The following is an 18022-nucleotide window of genomic DNA, read 5'->3' on the forward strand; positions in this document are numbered from 1 at the left end:
CCGCCGACATCGCAGGACGGCGTTGTGTCCCCTGCCCCAGGTCAGGATGACGATTCAAGTCGCCGCACTCGTTATCTAAAAAGGGACCCGCTCCTCCGATTCTCGCTAGCACACGATCATGCCGCGGCGCCAACAGCGCGCCGGATTCGAGGGAGGGTATGCTGGTTGACGACCATATTCAGATGAGAGTGACGACCAGGATGAACGCTCGAGCTCAACCTCAGCTCTAATTCTCCCTCATCCAAAGCGTGGGGATAAACATTTACTGATTATCATTTATATGGCACAATTCTATTTTTCAGAGATTGAATTTGGCCTGCGAGTCTCACTATGCTTCCAGCGCGATTAGCACGAAATATAATGGCGCAATGGCTTTTCGTCGCCGGCTTCGTCCTGACTTATGCGATCGCCGTCGTCGTGACTTTTGGATCGATATCCTGGAAATGGATTCGAATGGAGCGGATCGATTAATCGCGGCAACACCTAACGTTCGAAGGCGCCGAGAGGCTGCTCAAGCCAATACCCGGCCTTGGTCGATACAATGCTGGATTTCCTCAGATTTCGAAAAGCATCTTCAGCCTTCAGGACGCGGTCGTCGGAGCGCGACAGCGAGGTGGATGCACAACGTGTAGCATCCATTTCGCGGGCAATCGACGCTGCGCTGGTCTCGTCGCAATCCGAGCAGGCCGGCTTGCGGCGACGCTTGGACGATGTACTGGCGCGCGTGGCGGTGACAGCGGGGAATGACTGCGACGAGTATCTGCATCGCGAGCAGGATGATACGACTCTGCAAAACCAGTTGAATTCCGAGATCGCCGCCGCCGAGAGGCGCTTACACGAACTCGAGACCGCAATCCGGCACTTTCAATCTCTGTCAGCCCTGCTGGACAGCCTGTTTCCCGAACACGCGCCCCCAGCCTCTGATTAGGCGATATCCAGATCCCAAGCGATGTTGCTCAATCACGCCGAACTGCGACGGTTCCCGATCTCACCCTGCAAAGTGATCTCGAGGCCCATGTCATCCGCCGCACGCGCCCTGCTCGGTTCGTCGACGAGGGATCCTTCAACAGTCCGGATCAGAACAGCTTGTCCAACAGCCGTTCCAGCCAGCCGAGGATGTCAGGAGTCTTGTCGCCAGGGCGCGGGCGGAAATCGCGTCCACCGCCCGATCGCGTCACGGCTTCCGAATTCAGCGACGTCGACAACAGGATCGTCAGAGCCGGTGGGGTCACGACAGCAAACTTGCCGCATGCCGCCAGGAATTTGCGCCGATCCTCGTCCGCGGGGCCTGAGGCCTCTGATTTATCTCTATTTTCGTCGGACATATTAAACCCCTCACTTAAATATTAATTCCAGCTTGCGATTTAATATAAGGCCAAATATTGTTGTGTCAACGACCAGCAGCAGCGTCGTCCTTCGGCACCGGATATCTCCTTCAATGAATTATATCGCGCCCCAGAGATCTCAGCCGCCGACGGACATTCTTCGACCGGCTGCCGGCACGGCGTTCGCTTTGATCGATCGGACGCCGGTGTTGTTCAGCGAGAGCGAACAGAAGCTGTTCGAACTCAACGAGAGCGCGGCCTTCATTTGGTGCGGCCTGCAGGATGCGGTGCCGCTTGCCACGATCTGCGGTCAACTGGTCGACCGCGGCCTGAGCCTGATGGATGCGCGCGAGTACCTGCGCGACGCGCTCGTGCAATGGCTCAGCGCTGGCCTGATCTTCCCGCAGTGCACTGTTACGGACATGACCTTCGCCGCGACCGTCGGCCGGAAACTCATCGAAGTTCGGGCTTCGGATCCCGAGGCCTTCGATCACCTCCGGTCACTGTTCGTTGCGACGGCCGCACCCACGGGCAAAGCGGACGCCACATTCTCGATTTATCAGGCCGGCGACAGCTGGGTTATCATGCATGACAACCGGGAGGTCTGCAGCTGCGCAACCAACCACCTCGCACCGGCCTTCAAGGCTTACCTCGTCGAACAGCTGCTGCTCGCCGGCGACCCGTGTGACGTAATCTTCCACGCCGCCGCCGTCACGTCCCATGGCCGTGCGATGCTGATCAGCGCGCCGCCAGGCACGGGCAAGAGCACTCTGACAATGCACCTGCTTCATGCCGGATTTGGATACGTGACCGACGATATCGTGACCATAGGCCAGGATGGCTCGATCATCGGGGCGCCGTTCGCCCCGACCCTGAAAGCCGGGTCATGGCCTTCGATCAGCGGATTACGGCCTGAAACCGAGCGGCTCCCGGTTCACCAGCGGCCCGACGGTCAGGCTGTTCGGTACCTCGACGTTCCGCCCGGCGTTCGGGACGGTGCGCTCCAGGCGGGCTGGATCGTCTTCCTCGAGCGCTCGCCGGACTGCACAGCGCCGGTGATGGCGGAGCTCAGCGAGCTGGACACGATCAAGCGTATCGTCGTTGCCTCCTATGCGACACACGGCAAATTGACGAGCGATGGCTTTAGGGCACTCAAAGGCATCGTGTCCCGGACCCGCTCCTTCGTGCTGCGCTATGCCGAAGCTGCGGACGTTGTCGGCAGCCTGGCCGAGCTGGGCAATGACCAGCCATAGCTCCGCCCTCCTTCCGCTGTGCGGCTGCTTCAGGGGCGAAGTGCCTTCGCGCCCGGACTGGACCCGCTTGATCGGACTCGCAAACCACACCTTGACGACCCCGTCATTGATCGAGTTCGTGACAGCTCAACGAACCTCCATCCCCGATGCCGTCGCCGCTTATATCCAGGAGCTGCACGACCGAAACGTCGTACGCAACGATCGTCTGAGAACTCAACTTGAGGAGGCTGTCCTCGCGCTCAACCGCTGCGGAATTACGCCACTCCTGATCAAGGGGGCCGCGATGCTGGCGTCCGTTCCGCCGTCCAAACGCGCGCTGAGACTGATGTCGGATCTGGATCTCGTCGTCCGCCCGGATCAGATCGACGTCGCCGTCGACGGGCTCAAAGCGATTGGATACAGCATCGACTGCCAGGCTGATGGGCGGCAGAAGAGATGGTCCGCTGATTTCAAGCGGCCTCATGACGTCGGTATGATCGATCTGCAGCAGGGATTTCCCGGATACGCATTCTTCAAGCAAAGACCGGCCGACCTGTCGGCCCACCTACAGCCAATTCGCCTTGGTGCCGCAGAGGCCCTGGTGCCGTCGCCTGAGCTTCAGGCATTGGTCCTCATGGTGCACGATCAGTTTCAGGACTACGACTACTGGACCGGCAGCATTGATCTCAGACACCTGCTCGACCTGAGGATGCTCATTGCTCCACCCGAGTCGATCCGATGGGATTTACTGATGCCCATGATATCCGACCCACTGACCCGCAATGCGGTGGACACGCAGCTATTGATGCTCACCAGCTTGTTCAACATCGAGTGGCCCGACCACTATCCGAAGCGCCTCGTGCCGAGGCTGCAGGTGTGGCGCCAATTGCTGCAGGCGTACATACCGGCCTTGCGCTATCTGCTGCTGCCAATGGGCTTGCTCGACTATCGAAGTCACCATCGCGGAGCTCCGCAACAGAGCTTATCGCCCACAGTGGCTCCGCCTCGCAAGCGTTGGTTTCCGAAACTTGCCACGCTGCAGTTCCTCATCATGCTATCTCGGCAATATCGGCCAGGAAAGCTGTAACGACGGCAGATGCGATCTGTCGATCACCGCAAGCGGTGTCGTCCTGCCTTGGCGGCTCACGAAGCGTCATCAGACAACAACCGCCTCCGCCAGCTCAGGTGACCACGACGGCTACTATTCAATTCGCTATCGTGAGAAGCGGATTAGCGCCCGGGCACCCGGCGCGAGACGCCGCTTTTCGTCGACCTGCGCCGCCTCGACCTGAAGGATCTACGCTCAGCCTGCGCGACACGCTTGCGCAGCTCACCTAGATCCTCAATCAGATTCTGCATATGGGCCGAGACGTCGGCCAATCGTTGGATGGCATCCATAATAACCGGGAATGAATTCATACGATTCATTTAATTTACGCCAATGATCGATTATTCAACTGGTGATTTCTGATGTCTTGCCCGGACGCCTCCTCCGTCCGAGATCCAGCCCCACGACAGACGATTTCGCAAAGTCGATCATTGCTCGGCCCCCCGCAATGAAACCCAGCGCCCCCTCTGGGATGAGGCAGGCTACCTTAAATGAGTCTAAGCTGTGTCAGATTGGTTCAAGATCAGCGGCCGATTATTTGTTGATCAACCGGCACTCCGCCGCGTCGTTAATAATATAATCGTCATTTAAATCGGGGCGAACCGACATCCGGTCATCGACGTGTCGGAAGCCTGACGAATGAGCGCAAATTGCCTAAGTGAACCCGTCTCGGCCGATGTCGACCGCCAGCGTCACGTCATCGGCGAACTCGCGATCGAGCCGACCGCCGGCGTTGCAATCCCTGGCGAACGGAATTGATGCGGCGGCGCAGCAAAAGGAGCTCCTGCATTTCAAGGGTCAAGCGGCGCTTCATCTCCACGACATATTGCAGCCGCTGTTTGAGGATATTTACTTGGTACGCATCGGAATTCGGTTTGGCGGAACGCACTGAACGACCTCACACTGGAATAGTATCGTCGACGCGAAAACGTTTTTACCCGACATGAACAAGTTGCGGCTGTGACTTCGTTGATTAGTGGATCGCGAAGGCCACAGACCTCGCAACCGCAGTAAAGTACGGAAACACCAGCTAGTCGGCAACATCAAACATTGATTAGCGAAGCACTCTCGGCTCCAACAAGTCAATCATGGCGCTGGAATCTGGTAAATTGCATTGCCGCATTTGCGTCAATTGAGACGACTGCTGGAAGTTTTGCGCATGCTTGCCCGGCGCTCTGATCATCAATTGAGTAGATCTCGCACTTCACGGCTAGTACGTGCTAGTCGTGGTCCGGCGGACGAGCGACACTCCCGGGCACGCATGTTCGGTTGGTTTTTAAAGTAGCGTAATGGCCACTTGTAAGAACGGACTGTCGTAGGAGGACGCGTCAAGTTGACAACCGGCAGCGGCGCTGGCCGGCGCGGGTTCTGGCTCGATTTGCTGCGTCCCCGCAGGCGGTGGCAAAATACCGGTCCACCCCCCCCCCCGTAAAGCCTCGGCACCTGACGCGTTGCGCGTATGCTCATTGCTCCGTCGAACTTCCACGGCATCCTCAGGGCGCCACGTCCAGGCGAACCAGCGCGACGGCTGAGATTCGTCGGCGCTAAACCGGGCCTTGGATGCGAGCCGGAGTGCCGAACGCTTTCAGCCCGGAGCCGATATCCCGGTTCACGAAGGAGTTCGCGCCGATCACGACACGATCTCCGATGGTGACGCCCATCTGAATCACCACGTTGGGCCCGACGTACACGCCGTCACCGATGCAGGTTGGTGCATATTCGATCGGCTCTGCTCCCATCGACAACGACCGCCGCACCGTCTGATGCGTATAGATTTGTACTCCAGCCGAGATGGAGCAATGATCGCCAATGCGAAGGCCGCCGCCCGAACCATCCAAAATGCAGCCCGGTCCGATCCAGGTGTGCCGACCGACCTTGACGTCACCCAGCACGAGGACGTTGTCATACATCGTCGTACCTTCACCGAAACCGTAGCTGGACGCGTTGTCAGCTCGTTCGCTCAGCAAATCTCCGATGGAAACCCGGCGGTTGAACCGCTGCTTCTTACGGACCGTCAGGACCTGCAAATAACGACGCACGCGCGCCAGCCATTCGTCGGCTTCGTCCTCGACTGTTCGGACGCGTCCGCTCCTCAGAGGGGCCTCCATTCACCAGCTCCTTCGTGCCCGCCCGGTCGAAGCGGTCGGTTTTGGTGAGGAGATCGCCGCGCTCATCGCCTGCGACCGCCGCACTCCGCCTCGGTCCGGCCGCCTGCCGTGGACCAACCCTGTGTCGGTCATGATCGTGGCACCCGATGGGTCGCCCGCCCAACATGGTCAATGCCCCCGCTGCTGCGATGACCCGAAGGTTGACCTAGCGCGTCGGCAATCTGCGAAAGGGTATCCTGATCTCCCGGAGGCGCGGCCTCGCCCCTCCCGCTCGACGCGCTTGCACGTGCCAAGATCTGTTCGGCTCGCCTGATTGCATCGATCATCGAACGCGCCGGATGCGTCTTTGCCATGATCAGTCCCTTGAAATAGATGAGGCGCAAATCGGACTGCCTGGCACCGCGCAACCGTTGTTCCCGCGACATCACCTTCAGCGCGGCCGGATAGAAGTCGACAATCTGTTGGTCCAGAGGCCGCTGCGCCGAGGATGATGTCCCGTGGTGGAGTATCCAGATAACAGCGATCTCGTTGAAGCTGAGGGTGAGCTGGTCGGGTTCATCCAATTGCGGAATCCTCTGCGCCAGCCTGGATGGCGGGAGATCCGTCGTGCGAGACAACCCCATAGCACCTTTACCGCGATCGTTTTTCTGACACTTGAGCCGGCGGAGAACCGATCCGATTGCATCGCAGACTCACCTCGAACTGGGCTCGCCCGGGCCGCAACCGAATGTGACCTCCGACTTCCGGCGACGCGCGCCTTTGCCATTCGGCTCGGAGAGTCGAGATCGCCGGCAATGTTGACAGACCGGAAACGGAGATATCCAGAGCTGCATTAATCCACGCATTATTAAATGTGTCAATTAATTAGCGCGATCAACGGTACTGTCGAGCGAACCGGCATCCGTCTGACCAAGAATTTCGCGGTCGACCTCTGATGCTCGCGCAAAGATGCCCGCCCCCAACACACCGATTTCAATTGCCGACACCCCGGTTTAATTGTATTAATTATATTTAATTGTTTAATTCACGATTCGCGCAAGGAGATAAGGAATGGCTGTCCCCGTGAGCGCAAGCGACACCAGCTCGAGCATTGAAGGCTGGGCGACGCGATGGCAGCAGGAAGCTCTGGAATCGCCTTGCGGGTCATGTACCGGAAGGGCTTGCACGGTGTGCTCGATCCGCGTCGGTGGATCAGCCCAGGCTGACGGCAAGCCATCCGGATACGCCCCCAAGGTTCTCGAGTACTACAACGCGGAAAGCAGCGGCGCCGCCAGCCAGATTGCTCTCCCGACCGTTGATTTGTCGGCAGTGACCTTGCAGACGCGCGCGTCGACGACACCAGGGCCGCCGGTGGATAGCACCACCCAGCAACTGTCTGTTTCGGCTCAGGGCAACGTCGTAGCGGCGCAGAGCAACGTCGCGGCTGCGAACCCAATCGTCCTTGAAAATATGAAACCGGGCACTCCGGAGAGTGTTTGGCTCATCGACGCAGCCGATCCAAGCATCGAAGGGTTTTCTGCACAGTTCACGATCGATAACGGACAGCGCGTCGATTTCAAGATCAATACGGACGCCACGAACTACCGGGTGGATATCTACCGGCTCGGCTATTACGGCGGCGACGGGGCGCGGCTCGTCACCAGCTTCACGAAGAACCTGGCGGCCGCGCAAGTCCAGCCTACCCCGCTGTTCGATCCGAACACCAAGCTGGTGGACGCCGGAAACTGGGCGGTGTCCGCCTCCTGGGATATTCCCGCCGATGCGGTGTCCGGCGTCTACTTTGCCGAGCTCACTCGTCTCGACACTGGCGGCCGGAACATTATTCCCTTCATCGTCAGGGACGACCAGGCCCCGAGCGACATTACCTTCCAGACTTCCGATACCACCTGGCAGGCCTATAATTGGTGGGGCGGTTACAACCTCTATGGCGGCGTTGACGCCGCCGGCCATGCCGGCCGTGCCGACGCGGTCAGCTACAACCGGCCGATCATCACCCGCGACGGCGGCTATTCGGCCGGACCGCAGGACTTCATTTTCGGCGCCGAGTATCCGGCGATCCGCTGGCTCGAGCAAAACGGTTACGACGTCAACTACATCTCCGGCATCGACACCGCCCGTGACGGCGCCCAGCTGCTGAACAGCAAGGTGTTCCTGTCGATCGGGCATGACGAATACTGGTCGGCGAGTCAGCGCGACAACGTCGAAGCGGCCCGCGACAACGGCGTCAATCTGGCCTTCCTCAGCGGCAACGAGATGTACTGGGAAGTTCGCTGGGAGAACAGCATTGACGGTTCGGGAACGCCGTACAAGACGATGGTCTCCTACAAGGAGACCTGGGCCAATGACGACATCGATCCCGGGTACACGACCGGCACATGGCGCGACCCGCAATACGGCGCCGGAAAGCCCGAGAATGCCCTGACGGGCACGATCTTCACGGTCGATTCCTATCGCCTGGATACGATCACAATTCCCTACAATCTGTCGCAGTTCCGTTTCTGGAACAACACCGCGGTCGGCGACATCCAGCCGGGACAGACCTACTCGCTGACGCCGAATCTCCTCGGTTACGAATGGGACTCGGATCTCGACAACGGCTTTCGTCCTGCAGGCCTGATCCAGCTGTCCTCGACCACTGTCGACGTCGATACGCTGCTGCTCGACTACGGCAACACCACGGGTCCCGGGACCGCAACGCATAGCCTGACGCTCTATCGCGACCCGGAGAGCGGCGCACTGGTTTTTGGCGCCGGCACCGTCTACTGGAGCTGGGGTCTGGATTCTCATCACGACAACGAGACCACGCCGACCGACCCCAATGTCCAGCAGGCGATGGTCAACCTGTTCGCCGACATGGGCGTCCAGCCGCAGACCTTGATGGCGAGCCTGGCGATTGCTTCGCAGACGACGGACCACGTCGCGCCGACCTCGACGATTACCTCTCCGCTCGCGAGCGGTTCCTACACTGCCGCGCAGCCGATCGTGATCACCGGCACGGCCGTCGACAGCGGCGGCGGCCATGTCGCGGTGGTCGAGGTCTCGACCGATGGCGGCGTCTCGTGGCACCGCGCCACCGGCTTCGACAACTGGACCTACCAGTGGACCCCGCTCGCCGGCGGCACCTACAACATCCTGTCTCGCGCAGTCGATGACAGCGTCAACATGGAGTCGCAAGGCCCCGGTAGAACGATCGCCGTCGCCGCGGCCCCGACGACGACGCTGTTCTCCGCCTCCGACGTTCCTGCCATCCTGACCGACAGCGACGTCGGCTTCGTCAATCTCGGCGTCCGCTTCACCTCGTCTCAGGCGGGCACCATCGTCGGGATGAAGTATTACAAGGGCCTCGGCGATGGCGGTACGCATACCGGCTCGCTGTGGAGCAGCACCGGCACGCTGCTGGCCACCGCCACGTTCACTCAGGAGACCGCGAGCGGATGGCAGACGGTAACGTTCGCCAACCCGATTTCGATCGCCGCCGGGACGACCTACGTGGCCAGCTATCACAGCAACGGCCACTACGCCGACACGCTCGACTATTTCACGGCGGCGCACACCAACGGCCCGCTGACAGCGGCCGCCGGCAACGGCTATTACACCTATAGTGCCGACACCGCTTTCCCGACCACCCCCTCCGGCGGCGCCAATTACTGGGTCGACGTCATCTTCAGTCCGACCAACACGGCCAATCTCCCGCCGGTCGGCACCAATGACAACGGCTTCACCGTCACCCGCAACGTGGCTGCGACATTCACCGCTGCGCAATTGCTCGCGAACGATTCTGATCCGAACGGCGACATTCTGACGATCAGCGGTGTCGGCTCCGCCTCGGGCGGGACCGTCAGCTTCAACAGCCAGACCAATGTCGTTACCTTCACGCCGACCCCCGGATACACCGGCCCGGCGATGTTCGGCTACGCCATCTCAGACGGCCGCGGCGGCACTGGCTCCGCGATCGTCAATATGACGGTTGCCGCGCCTGCGGTCGGCGTCAGCCTGTTCGGCTCGTCCGACACGCCCGCGACGCTCAGTGATTCGGATGCGTCGCAAGTCAATCTGGGCGTTCGCTTCACCTCGTCGTCCGCGGGATTCATCACCGGGATCAAGTACTACAAGGGCGCCAACGACACCGGCACGCATACCGGTTCGCTGTGGAGCGTCAACGGCACGCTGCTGGCCACCGCGACCTTCACCAACGAAACCGCTACCGGTTGGCAAACCGTCGCGTTCAGCAACCCGGTCGCGATCACCGCGCAGACCACCTATGTGGCCAGCTTCCACAGCAATGGTCACTACGTGTCGACCGGCAGCTACTTCACCTCCGACCACGTGAGCGGCGTTCTGACCGCACCGGCCGGCAACAATGGCGTCTACGCCTATGGCAATGACAATCTGTTCCCGACCAGCACTTTCGGCGCAACCAACTATTGGGTGGACGTAATTCTGAATTCGGACGCGGGCGGATCGACCAACCATGTGCCGATCGCCACCACCGACAACGGCTTCACCACGCCGCAGGGCACGACGCTGACCATCGCAGCGTCGACCCTGCTCGCCAACGACACCGACGCCGACGGCGACACCCTGACGATCACCGGCGCCGGCCTCGGCGTCAACGGCACTGCCGCCTGGATCGCCAACACCAATTCGGTGACATTCATCCCGACGCCGGGCTATTCGGGACCGGCCTCGTTCACCTACGCGATATCAGACGGAAAGGGGGGGACGGCCAACGGCACGGTCAATCTGACCGTCTCGCCCTCATCCAACAATCCGCCGGTCGTTACCAACGACAGCGGGTTCAGCATCGCCCGGAATACGGTGCTGACGATCAACGGATCCAGCCTGCTGGCAAACGACACCGACCTTGATGGCGACCCTCTCACCATCACCGGCGTCAGCGGCGGCGTTCATGGCGCCGCAAGTTTCGACGCCCAGACCAACATCGTGAGCTTTACGCCCGCGGCCGGATACACCGGCGTTGCTTCCTTTATTTACAGCATCTCCGACGGCAAAGGCGGCACCGCCAGCGGCACGGTCAGCCTTAACGTCACGGCACCGCCCAACCAGGCCCCGGTCGCCAACGCCGATAGCGGCTTCACCACCGTTCAGGGCACCACGCTCAGTCTTCCGGCCGCCACCCTGCTGGCCAATGACACCGACGTGGACGGCGATACCCTGACGATTACCGGCATCGTATCCGGCAGCGCAACCAACGGCGTCGCCAGCTTCAATGCCCAGACCAATTCGGTCTCGTTCGTTCCGACCGCCAATTATGTCGGCGCGGCCAGCTTCAGCTACAGTGTATCTGATGGAAACGGTGGCTCATCGACTGCCGCCGTCAGCTTGAATGTGATCCCGCCCGCAACCGGCGTGAGCCTGTTCTCCAGCTCGGACACGCCTGCGGTTCTGTCCGATCCGGATTCGGTTCAGGTCAATCTCGGGATGCGGTTCGTGACCTCGCAGGCCGGCACCATCACCGGCATCAAATACTACAAGGGCGCCAACGACACCGGAACCCATACCGGCTCGTTGTGGACCAGTACCGGGACGCTGCTGGCAACCGCGACGTTCTCCAACGAAACGTCGAGCGGCTGGCAGACCGTCACGTTCAGCAGCCCGATTACGGTGACCGCCGGAGCCACCTACGTGGCGAGCTATCACAGCAACGGCCATTACACCTCGACCAACGGCTATTTCAGCACGGCTCACACCAACGGCCCGCTCACCGCGCCGGCTTCCGGCAACGGCGTGTACGCATACGGCAACGGCAATCTGTTCCCCACGTCGTCCTTCGGCGCGACCAATTATTGGGTCGACGTCGTGTTCAACGCCAGCACCGGCGGCACCAATCAGTCGCCGATTGCGGTCAACGACAGCGGCTTCACCACCGCCAAGAATACCCCCCGGACCATCAGCGCTGCGACCCTGCTGGCGAACGACAGCGATCCTAACAACGACACCCTCACGATCACGGGCGTCAGCAACGCAGTGAATGGTTCGGCGAGCTTCGACGCTCAGACCAACACCATCACCTTTGTCCCGACCACGGGCTATGTCGGATCGGCCGCTTTCAACTATACGATCTCTGATGGCCAAGGCGGCACGGCGGACGCCGGCGTGACCTTGAACGTCGCGGATCCGGCGGCGACGCTGAGCCTGTTCAGTGCCGGCGCGACGCCCAGCGTGGTGTCGGTCAACGATCCCAATCCGGTCGAACTCGGTGTCAAATTCCAGGCGTCGCAGAACGGCGATATCACCGGCATCAAGTTCTATAAGGGCGCGTCGAACGTCGGCACCCACACCGCCGAACTTTGGAGCGCCAGCGGGACGCTGCTGGCCACTGCGACCTTCATCAACGAGACCGCGAGCGGCTGGCAGCAGGCCACTTTCGCCACGCCGGTCTCGATCACCGCGGGGACGACCTACGTCGCCTCCTATCACACCTCGGGCAATTACTCCGCCGACCCGGGGCTGCTGGCGAACTCGATCACCAACGGACCGTTGACCGCCCCCGCGTCGTCGCTGATCGGCGGCAACGGCGTTTATGCGTATGGAAGCAGTTCGCTGTTCCCATCCAATTCATACAACTCGACAAGCTATGGAGTTGATGTGTTGTTCCGACCCCAATTGGCGTCGTAGGACCGTGACAGGAGGCCAAACCGTCACGCCCCAGCCCATCGGCCTCCTACAGGTCACGTTCAAGAAGGACCATTATCGCCGAGAGCCTTGGCGATTTCGTTGAGCACATCTTCGTCCCCAGCATCCGCGCCACCGGGCGGTTGCACAGGTTGCGCTCCACTCCCAGGCAATGCCGGCGCTTGGGTATTGCCGCGTAGCGACGCCGATGGACCTAGCTGCCGTTCGGGGCCGCCTCGATGCGCGGTCAATCGAGCCGCCTTCCGACGAAGGTCGCCGAGCGTGGTGGCAACAGCTTCGATACGCTCCATCATCTCATTGGTGCGCCCCTCCGGATGCAATCCGACGTGGGCCAGGTCGGCAAAGATGGCCTGAAGATCGTCGTCGGCGTTTGGCGATCCGGGACGCTCCTCCACCGGCGTTGGGCTTCGCTGCGGCAGGCCGACCGGGACCGGGTGAGAACTTCTGGCTCGTTCGAGCTGACCGAGCCGCGCCGCGAGGTCGTCGGAAACCCGCTCCAGTCGACTCAGCATCGCCAAAATGGCGATAGACTGGGACTGCTGGACGCGCTGCGCGTAGGCTGTGAGAAAAGCGTGGCCGCGAGCCGTCTCCCTCAGGGCTGCTTCTATTGCAGAATAGTCTTCGTACTGAACGACGGATTCGAGCGACATCATCGGGCCAGGATTTAATTGCCACGGTCAGGCTGGGACGAACATGGCATAAAACTGTTAACCGAGGTCTAAGCGGTAAATTCGGCTGTCGGGCGCCGAGCCTGAGAAAATGCCCTTCCTGTTTAACGTTGATTATTCAGTACCGATCGGTTGTGATAATGTCGACTTGCCTCGATAGGAACACTGATCGTGTGGAAGCCGCATGAACCGGTTCTGCCGACCAACCCGCGCCTGCCCGCCGGCATCCGCGTCTATGCCATTGGTGATGTGCACGGACGCTCGGATCTTCTCAAAATCCAGCTCGCACAGATTGCGGCGGACGAACGCTCCTATCCATGCCTGCGATCGGTGCTCGTTTTCCTCGGTGACTACATCGATCGTGGGCCGGACTCGAAAGGGACGATCGATCTCCTGCTCACCTGCGAGCGAACCCGCGAGGCCGTCTTCCTCAAGGGTAATCACGAAATTTTCGTTCGGCGCTTCCTCGATTTTCCTCGATCCCTCGACGACTGGCGCCGTCTCGGCGGGCTGGAGACGCTGGTCTCATACGGGTTGCAGCCGGTGCTGAGCCGGGGCCAGGGTGACTACGAGAAGCTCTCACGAGAGCTGCGTGAAGCCCTTCCCGACCGGCATCTCGGCTTCATCGACGCGCTGCAGGTTTCGTTCACATGCGGTGATTTCTTCTTCGTACATGCCGGCGTTCGTCCAGGCGTCACGCTTCGCAATCAGATCGAAGCCGACCTGCTGTGGATTCGCGACGACTTCCTGCACTACGGCAGGCCGTTTGAGCGCTACATCGTGCACGGCCACACACCGGTCGATGCGCCGGATGTGCGGTCGAACCGCGCGAACCTCGATACGGGCGCATTCGCCACCGGGCGTCTCAGTTGTATCATGATCGAAGGGTCAATCGTCGTACCGTTGACCGACATTCGCCGTTGGAGTCCGGGCGATCCGACCCGGGCTCCAGACGCGCTCAGTATGCGCGCTGACGGCGACACCTGCGTGTAGCAGCGCGAGCACAGGCCTCTACCAGCTTATACCGGATCGGCCGCCCAGCCCGACAAGACTTGCCGTTCCGCCTTCGTTAAAATCAGAGCCGGCAGAGGGACGTCGCCTCTCGCACAACCTCATGGTGAGAAGATGCGAAGCGCCGTCTCCAACCATGGGCCACTGGTGCGGCGTGGCTACATTCGTAGAGACGCCCGCCTTCGCCGGGCTTCTCAGTGCCTCGCCGAGGATTCGCCCTTTAGATTTTGCCACCTCCGCCTCCTTGCGTCATGCCGGCCTTGTGCCGGGCATCCACGCCTTGCTGCCCGAAATGCAGTGAAGGCGTAGATGGCCGGAACGAGCCGGGCCATGACGGAGACTGTCGGCAAATCGAGCGAACTGGAAAGTGGCCGTGAACTGGCCTGAGTTTTCAGTCAATCTCGATAGGTCGATAGCGCTTCAATCAATCCACGAACTGCTGTGTAGAGCGTCTTCGAGCGAAGTGGATACCGGTTCGCGTGAAGAAAACGCGTCACAAGAAAGACCTAGGCTAGAGCTCCGGTTCTGATTCTATCAGAACCGGAAAAGCTCTAGCCGGCCTGCGACACGATTATCGCTCCTTCAGTGCGCGCTCCGCCTGCTCCTTGAGTGGCTTGATCAAATAGGCAAGAACCGTCCGGCCCGGCGTCTGGATGAAGACGTCCACTGGCATGCCGGGCACCAGCTTGGACTCGCCGAGCCGTGCGACTTGATCCGGCTTCAGCGACACGCGGGACGTATAGTAGCTCGTCCCCGTGCGTTGATCCTGCGTCAGATCCGCGGACACCATGACGACATCGCCTTCGATCTCGGGCGTTGTCCGCTGATTGAGTGCGGCGAAGCGCAGGAAGGCCGATTGGCCGATATAAAGTTGATCAATGTCGCGTGGAGTGACCTTGACCTCGACCGCGAGCGTATCGTTGTCCGGAACGATTAGCATGATCTGCTCACCGGGAGTGATCACGCCACCCACGGTATGGACCGACAATTGATGGACACGCCCGTTCTGCGGTGCACGGATGTCGATGCGGTTAAGTTGATCCGCCGCCGCGGTGCGCCGCTCGGCAAGTTCAGAGATCTTCGAGCGCGTTTCGATCAAATCCTTCCCGACCTCCGTTCGCAGATCCTGATCGATCTGGATGGTCTGGAGCTCGATCTCGGAAATCTTGCCCTTCGCCTGCGCGATCATTCCGGAAAGCTGGCTACGCTCGCCTTCGATCCGGGCGGTGTCGCGCTCGAGCGCCGTCAGTCGCGTGATCGGCACCAAGTTCTTCTGCCAGAGGGTTCGAACGCCTTCGAGCTCCTGATAGATGAAGCCCACCTCTTTCTGCTTGGCCTCGAGCTGCCCGGAATACCCCGCAATCTCGTTCCGCAGCTGCGAGCTCCGCTCGGTGAGCTGCGCCTTCTGTCCGCTTCGCGCCGACCGGCGCAAGTCGAACAGGCTTCGCTCGGCAGCGATCGCACGGGCCGCTTCGGAGTTTGCTTCCTTTGCACGGTCGACCAGCAGGGCCGGAAACACGATTTGGCCGGCGCCGTCGCGCTCCGCCTCCAGCCGGGCTTGGCGCGCCTGCAATTCGTCGAAGCTCTTGATGATGATCGTTGCGTTTGCGAGCGTCTGGGTTTCGTCGAGGCGGACCAGAATGTCGCCGGCCTTGACCCTATCGCCCTCCTTCACACGCAGTTCGCTGACGACGCCACCGGAGGGGTGCTGCACCTTCTTCACGCTGGAGTCGACAACGATCACGCCCTGCGCAACCACCGCTCCGGACAGTTCCGTCGTGGACGCCCATCCGCCGACGCCGAACGTGACGGCCGCAACCAGGATCCCGCCGCTGAGGATATAGCGCTGGATCGAATGCAGGGCCGACGAATCCAAATTGCTCATGCGTGCTCTCCTACCACCTTCAACGGCGGCGCCGTCCGCAGAACCTTCGTCAGCACCTCCTCCTTTCGCCCGAACGACTGTACTTTGCCCTGTGCGATGACCAGGACATGATCGACGCCATCAAGCGCCTTCGGCCGATGCGCAACCACCACGACAATACCGTTGCGCCGGCGGACATTCAGAATCGCCTCGGTCAATGAGGCCTCGCCATCGGCGTCGAGGTTCGAGGTCGGCTCGTCCAAGACGACGAGAAATGGATCGCCGTAAAATGCGCGCGCAAGCCCGATGCGCTGCCGCTGACCGGCCGAGAGCGCCATACCTCCCTCGCCAATCTTGGTCCCATAGCCGTCAGGGAAAGACAGGATCAGGTCGTGAGCGCCTGCGGCACGCGCCGCGGCCAGGACGGTCTTCGGGCTGGCATTCGGATCGAATCGGGCGATGTTGACGGCAATGCTGCCTTCGAACAATTCGACGTCCTGAGGCAGATAGCCGATATGCCGTCCCAGTGCCTCCGACGACCATTGCCCCAGAGCGGCATTGTCGAGGGTAATCTTGCCCCGCATCTGGGGCCAGACGCCGACTAGAGCTCGCACGAGCGAAGACTTCCCGGATCCGCTCGGCCCGATGATGCCGAGACCTTCGCCTCGTTTCAGGCTGAACGAGACGTCACTCAGGACGACACGGTCGGAGGCTGGAGCGTTGACGTAGACATGCTCCATCGCGATCGCCTCGACTGGAGCAGGCAGCAGCAGCGGCTCATCTTCCTTCGGCAACAACGTCAGCAATTGATCGAGCCGGTGGCCCGACTGGCGTGCGCTCACAAAACCCTTCCAGTTGGCGATGGCCATTTCCACGGGGGCGAGCGCGCGCGACGTCAGAATCGAACCGGCAATAATGATGCCCGCTGTGGATTCCTGGTTGATGACCAGATACGCGCCAACGGCAAGGACGCCGGATTGCAGGATCGCCCTGAAAGCTTTCGACAGGCCGCCGAGCCCGCTGGCGACGTCGCTCGCAGCCTCGTTCGCCGCGAGAAACTTCTGATTGGCTTCGCGCCAGCGCGCCGTTGCTAGTCGACGCATGCCCATCGCGTGCAGCGCTTCGGCGTTGCGCCTCCCCTCGGTCGCCAGCGAATTGCGCTGAACGGCGAAATAGGCCGACGCCTTGGCCGGTGCCCGTGAGCGAATCTCGGTGAGAATCGTCAACGCGACAAGCACCAGCGCTCCGACCAAAGCGGTGACGCCGATCCAAAAATGGAACAGAAAGCAGATGCCCAGGTAGATCGGCATCCACGGGATATCAAACAACGCAGACGGGCCTCCGCTCGACAGAAAGCTCCTCACCTGATCGAGATCTCGGACCGGCTGCAACCCGTCGCCGTCACCGCGGGTCTTCAGCGGCAAACGGACGACTGCATCGAATACCCGGGCACCGAGCGTCTCGTCGAGATGACGTCCCATCCGCGCGCTGATCCGGGTGCGAACAAGATCGAGCGCACTCTGGAAGAGATAGAGCAGGATCGCGAGCGCCAGGAGAGCGAGCAGCGTCGGGATGCTGCGGCTCGGCAGGACGCGATCATATACCTGCAGCATGAAGAACGATCCGGTGAGCATCAGCACATTGCTCACGCCGCTGAAAATCCCCATCGCCCAGAAGATCTGCCGAGACGAGCTGATGAAGCTCGCGAGCTCCGACTTCGGTGCGGCAAACTCCGGCTTCGCACTCGAGCGTCCGGACATCAGTTTGCTTCGCATCAACTCCACCAGATGCGACACACTGCGCGAAGAACTGGATCGCTTCGGCAGCGCCGACGCGGAATCGTTGCCTGCGGCGGACTCCGCTCTATTCGAGCCGCCGGGAATTCGCGAAGCACCGGCAAAACGCGGCGCCTTCTTCAACCATCCGCCTGCCAGCGGAAGTTTCTCCCCCGCCCTTCCAAAGCTGGTCATTGTCGTCCCCTTGAGGCGCCTCGACCCAGGCCAGCTGGATCGAGGCGCTAATCAACAATCGTTTAAGCTGTGATGTCTG

General features: G+C 61.0%; 13 protein-coding genes. 7 read left to right on the forward strand and 6 right to left on the reverse strand.

Going from position 1 to position 18022, the window contains the following annotated elements; genetic code table 11:
- The first annotated feature begins 541 nt into the window (after positions 1-541).
- Positions 542-928 carry a hypothetical protein gene (locus tag D4Q52_RS00705; protein ID WP_119854616.1) on the forward strand — a complete coding sequence of 129 codons (387 nt, stop codon included), beginning with the start codon at positions 542-544 and terminating at the stop codon, positions 926-928.
- A gap of 148 nt (positions 929-1076) precedes the next feature.
- On the opposite strand, the gene D4Q52_RS00710 is transcribed toward D4Q52_RS00705, so the two are convergent.
- On the reverse strand, positions 1077-1325 hold the full coding sequence (locus D4Q52_RS00710; RefSeq protein ID WP_119854617.1) for a hypothetical protein: 249 nt from the start codon (positions 1323-1325) through the stop codon (positions 1077-1079).
- 113 nt (positions 1326-1438) lie between these two features.
- On the opposite strand from D4Q52_RS00710, the gene D4Q52_RS00715 reads away from it, so the two are divergent.
- The 3 genes from D4Q52_RS00715 to D4Q52_RS26140 all read left to right on the forward strand — a co-directional run bounded on the left by D4Q52_RS00715 (position 1439) and on the right by D4Q52_RS26140 (position 4557).
- The gene (locus tag D4Q52_RS00715) at positions 1439-2578 is read left to right on the forward strand and encodes a serine kinase (RefSeq protein WP_119854618.1); all 1140 of its coding nucleotides are present in this window, start codon (positions 1439-1441) and stop codon (positions 2576-2578) included.
- Complete coding sequence (locus D4Q52_RS00720) at positions 2565-3644, forward strand: nucleotidyltransferase family protein (RefSeq protein ID WP_119854839.1); 1080 nt, start codon at positions 2565-2567, stop codon at positions 3642-3644. Before D4Q52_RS00715 ends, D4Q52_RS00720 begins: the two co-directional genes overlap by 14 nt.
- Positions 3645-4341: 697 nt before the next feature.
- The gene (locus D4Q52_RS26140) at positions 4342-4557 is read left to right on the forward strand and encodes a hypothetical protein (protein WP_147407728.1); all 216 of its coding nucleotides are present in this window, start codon (positions 4342-4344) and stop codon (positions 4555-4557) included.
- 652 nt (positions 4558-5209) lie between these two features.
- On the opposite strand, the gene D4Q52_RS00730 is transcribed toward D4Q52_RS26140, so the two are convergent.
- Entirely contained in the window at positions 5210-5773 is a 564-nt protein-coding gene (locus tag D4Q52_RS00730; RefSeq protein ID WP_119854620.1) for an acyltransferase, read from the reverse strand.
- 128 nt (positions 5774-5901) lie between these two features.
- A complete protein-coding gene (locus D4Q52_RS00735; RefSeq protein WP_182915178.1) occupies positions 5902-6336 on the reverse strand; it encodes a hypothetical protein in 435 nt (144 codons plus the stop codon).
- Positions 6337-6823: 487 nt separating this feature from the next.
- On the opposite strand from D4Q52_RS00735, the gene D4Q52_RS00740 reads away from it, so the two are divergent.
- The gene (locus tag D4Q52_RS00740; RefSeq protein WP_234831013.1) at positions 6824-12412 is read left to right on the forward strand and encodes a DUF4082 domain-containing protein; all 5589 of its coding nucleotides are present in this window, start codon (positions 6824-6826) and stop codon (positions 12410-12412) included.
- A 59-nt stretch (positions 12413-12471) separates the two neighbouring features.
- On the opposite strand, the gene D4Q52_RS00745 is transcribed toward D4Q52_RS00740, so the two are convergent.
- Positions 12472-13083, reverse strand: a complete 612-nt coding sequence (locus D4Q52_RS00745; protein ID WP_119854622.1) for a hypothetical protein — start codon at positions 13081-13083, stop codon at positions 12472-12474.
- A gap of 186 nt (positions 13084-13269) precedes the next feature.
- On the opposite strand from D4Q52_RS00745, the gene D4Q52_RS00750 reads away from it, so the two are divergent.
- Positions 13270-14091, forward strand: a complete 822-nt coding sequence (locus D4Q52_RS00750; RefSeq protein WP_210210118.1) for a metallophosphoesterase family protein — start codon at positions 13270-13272, stop codon at positions 14089-14091.
- A 589-nt stretch (positions 14092-14680) separates the two neighbouring features.
- Here D4Q52_RS00750 and D4Q52_RS00755 read toward each other — a convergent pair.
- Together D4Q52_RS00755 and D4Q52_RS00760 are read right to left on the reverse strand one after the other, a co-directional pair.
- The gene (locus tag D4Q52_RS00755; RefSeq protein WP_119854623.1) at positions 14681-15994 is read right to left on the reverse strand and encodes an HlyD family type I secretion periplasmic adaptor subunit; all 1314 of its coding nucleotides are present in this window, start codon (positions 15992-15994) and stop codon (positions 14681-14683) included.
- The gene (locus D4Q52_RS00760; RefSeq protein ID WP_234831031.1) at positions 15991-17670 is read right to left on the reverse strand and encodes a type I secretion system permease/ATPase; all 1680 of its coding nucleotides are present in this window, start codon (positions 17668-17670) and stop codon (positions 15991-15993) included. Before D4Q52_RS00760 ends, D4Q52_RS00755 begins: the two co-directional genes overlap by 4 nt.
- On the opposite strand from D4Q52_RS00760, the gene D4Q52_RS26655 reads away from it, so the two are divergent.
- A complete protein-coding gene (locus D4Q52_RS26655; RefSeq protein ID WP_234831038.1) occupies positions 17600-18016 on the forward strand; it encodes a hypothetical protein in 417 nt (138 codons plus the stop codon). The two genes, D4Q52_RS00760 and D4Q52_RS26655, sit on opposite strands and share 71 nt — an antisense overlap.
- Positions 18017-18022: the final 6 nt, after the last annotated feature.

Source organism: Rhodopseudomonas palustris (genome assembly GCF_003591005.1).
Classification (GTDB): Bacteria; Pseudomonadota; Alphaproteobacteria; order Rhizobiales; family Xanthobacteraceae; genus Rhodopseudomonas; species Rhodopseudomonas palustris_K.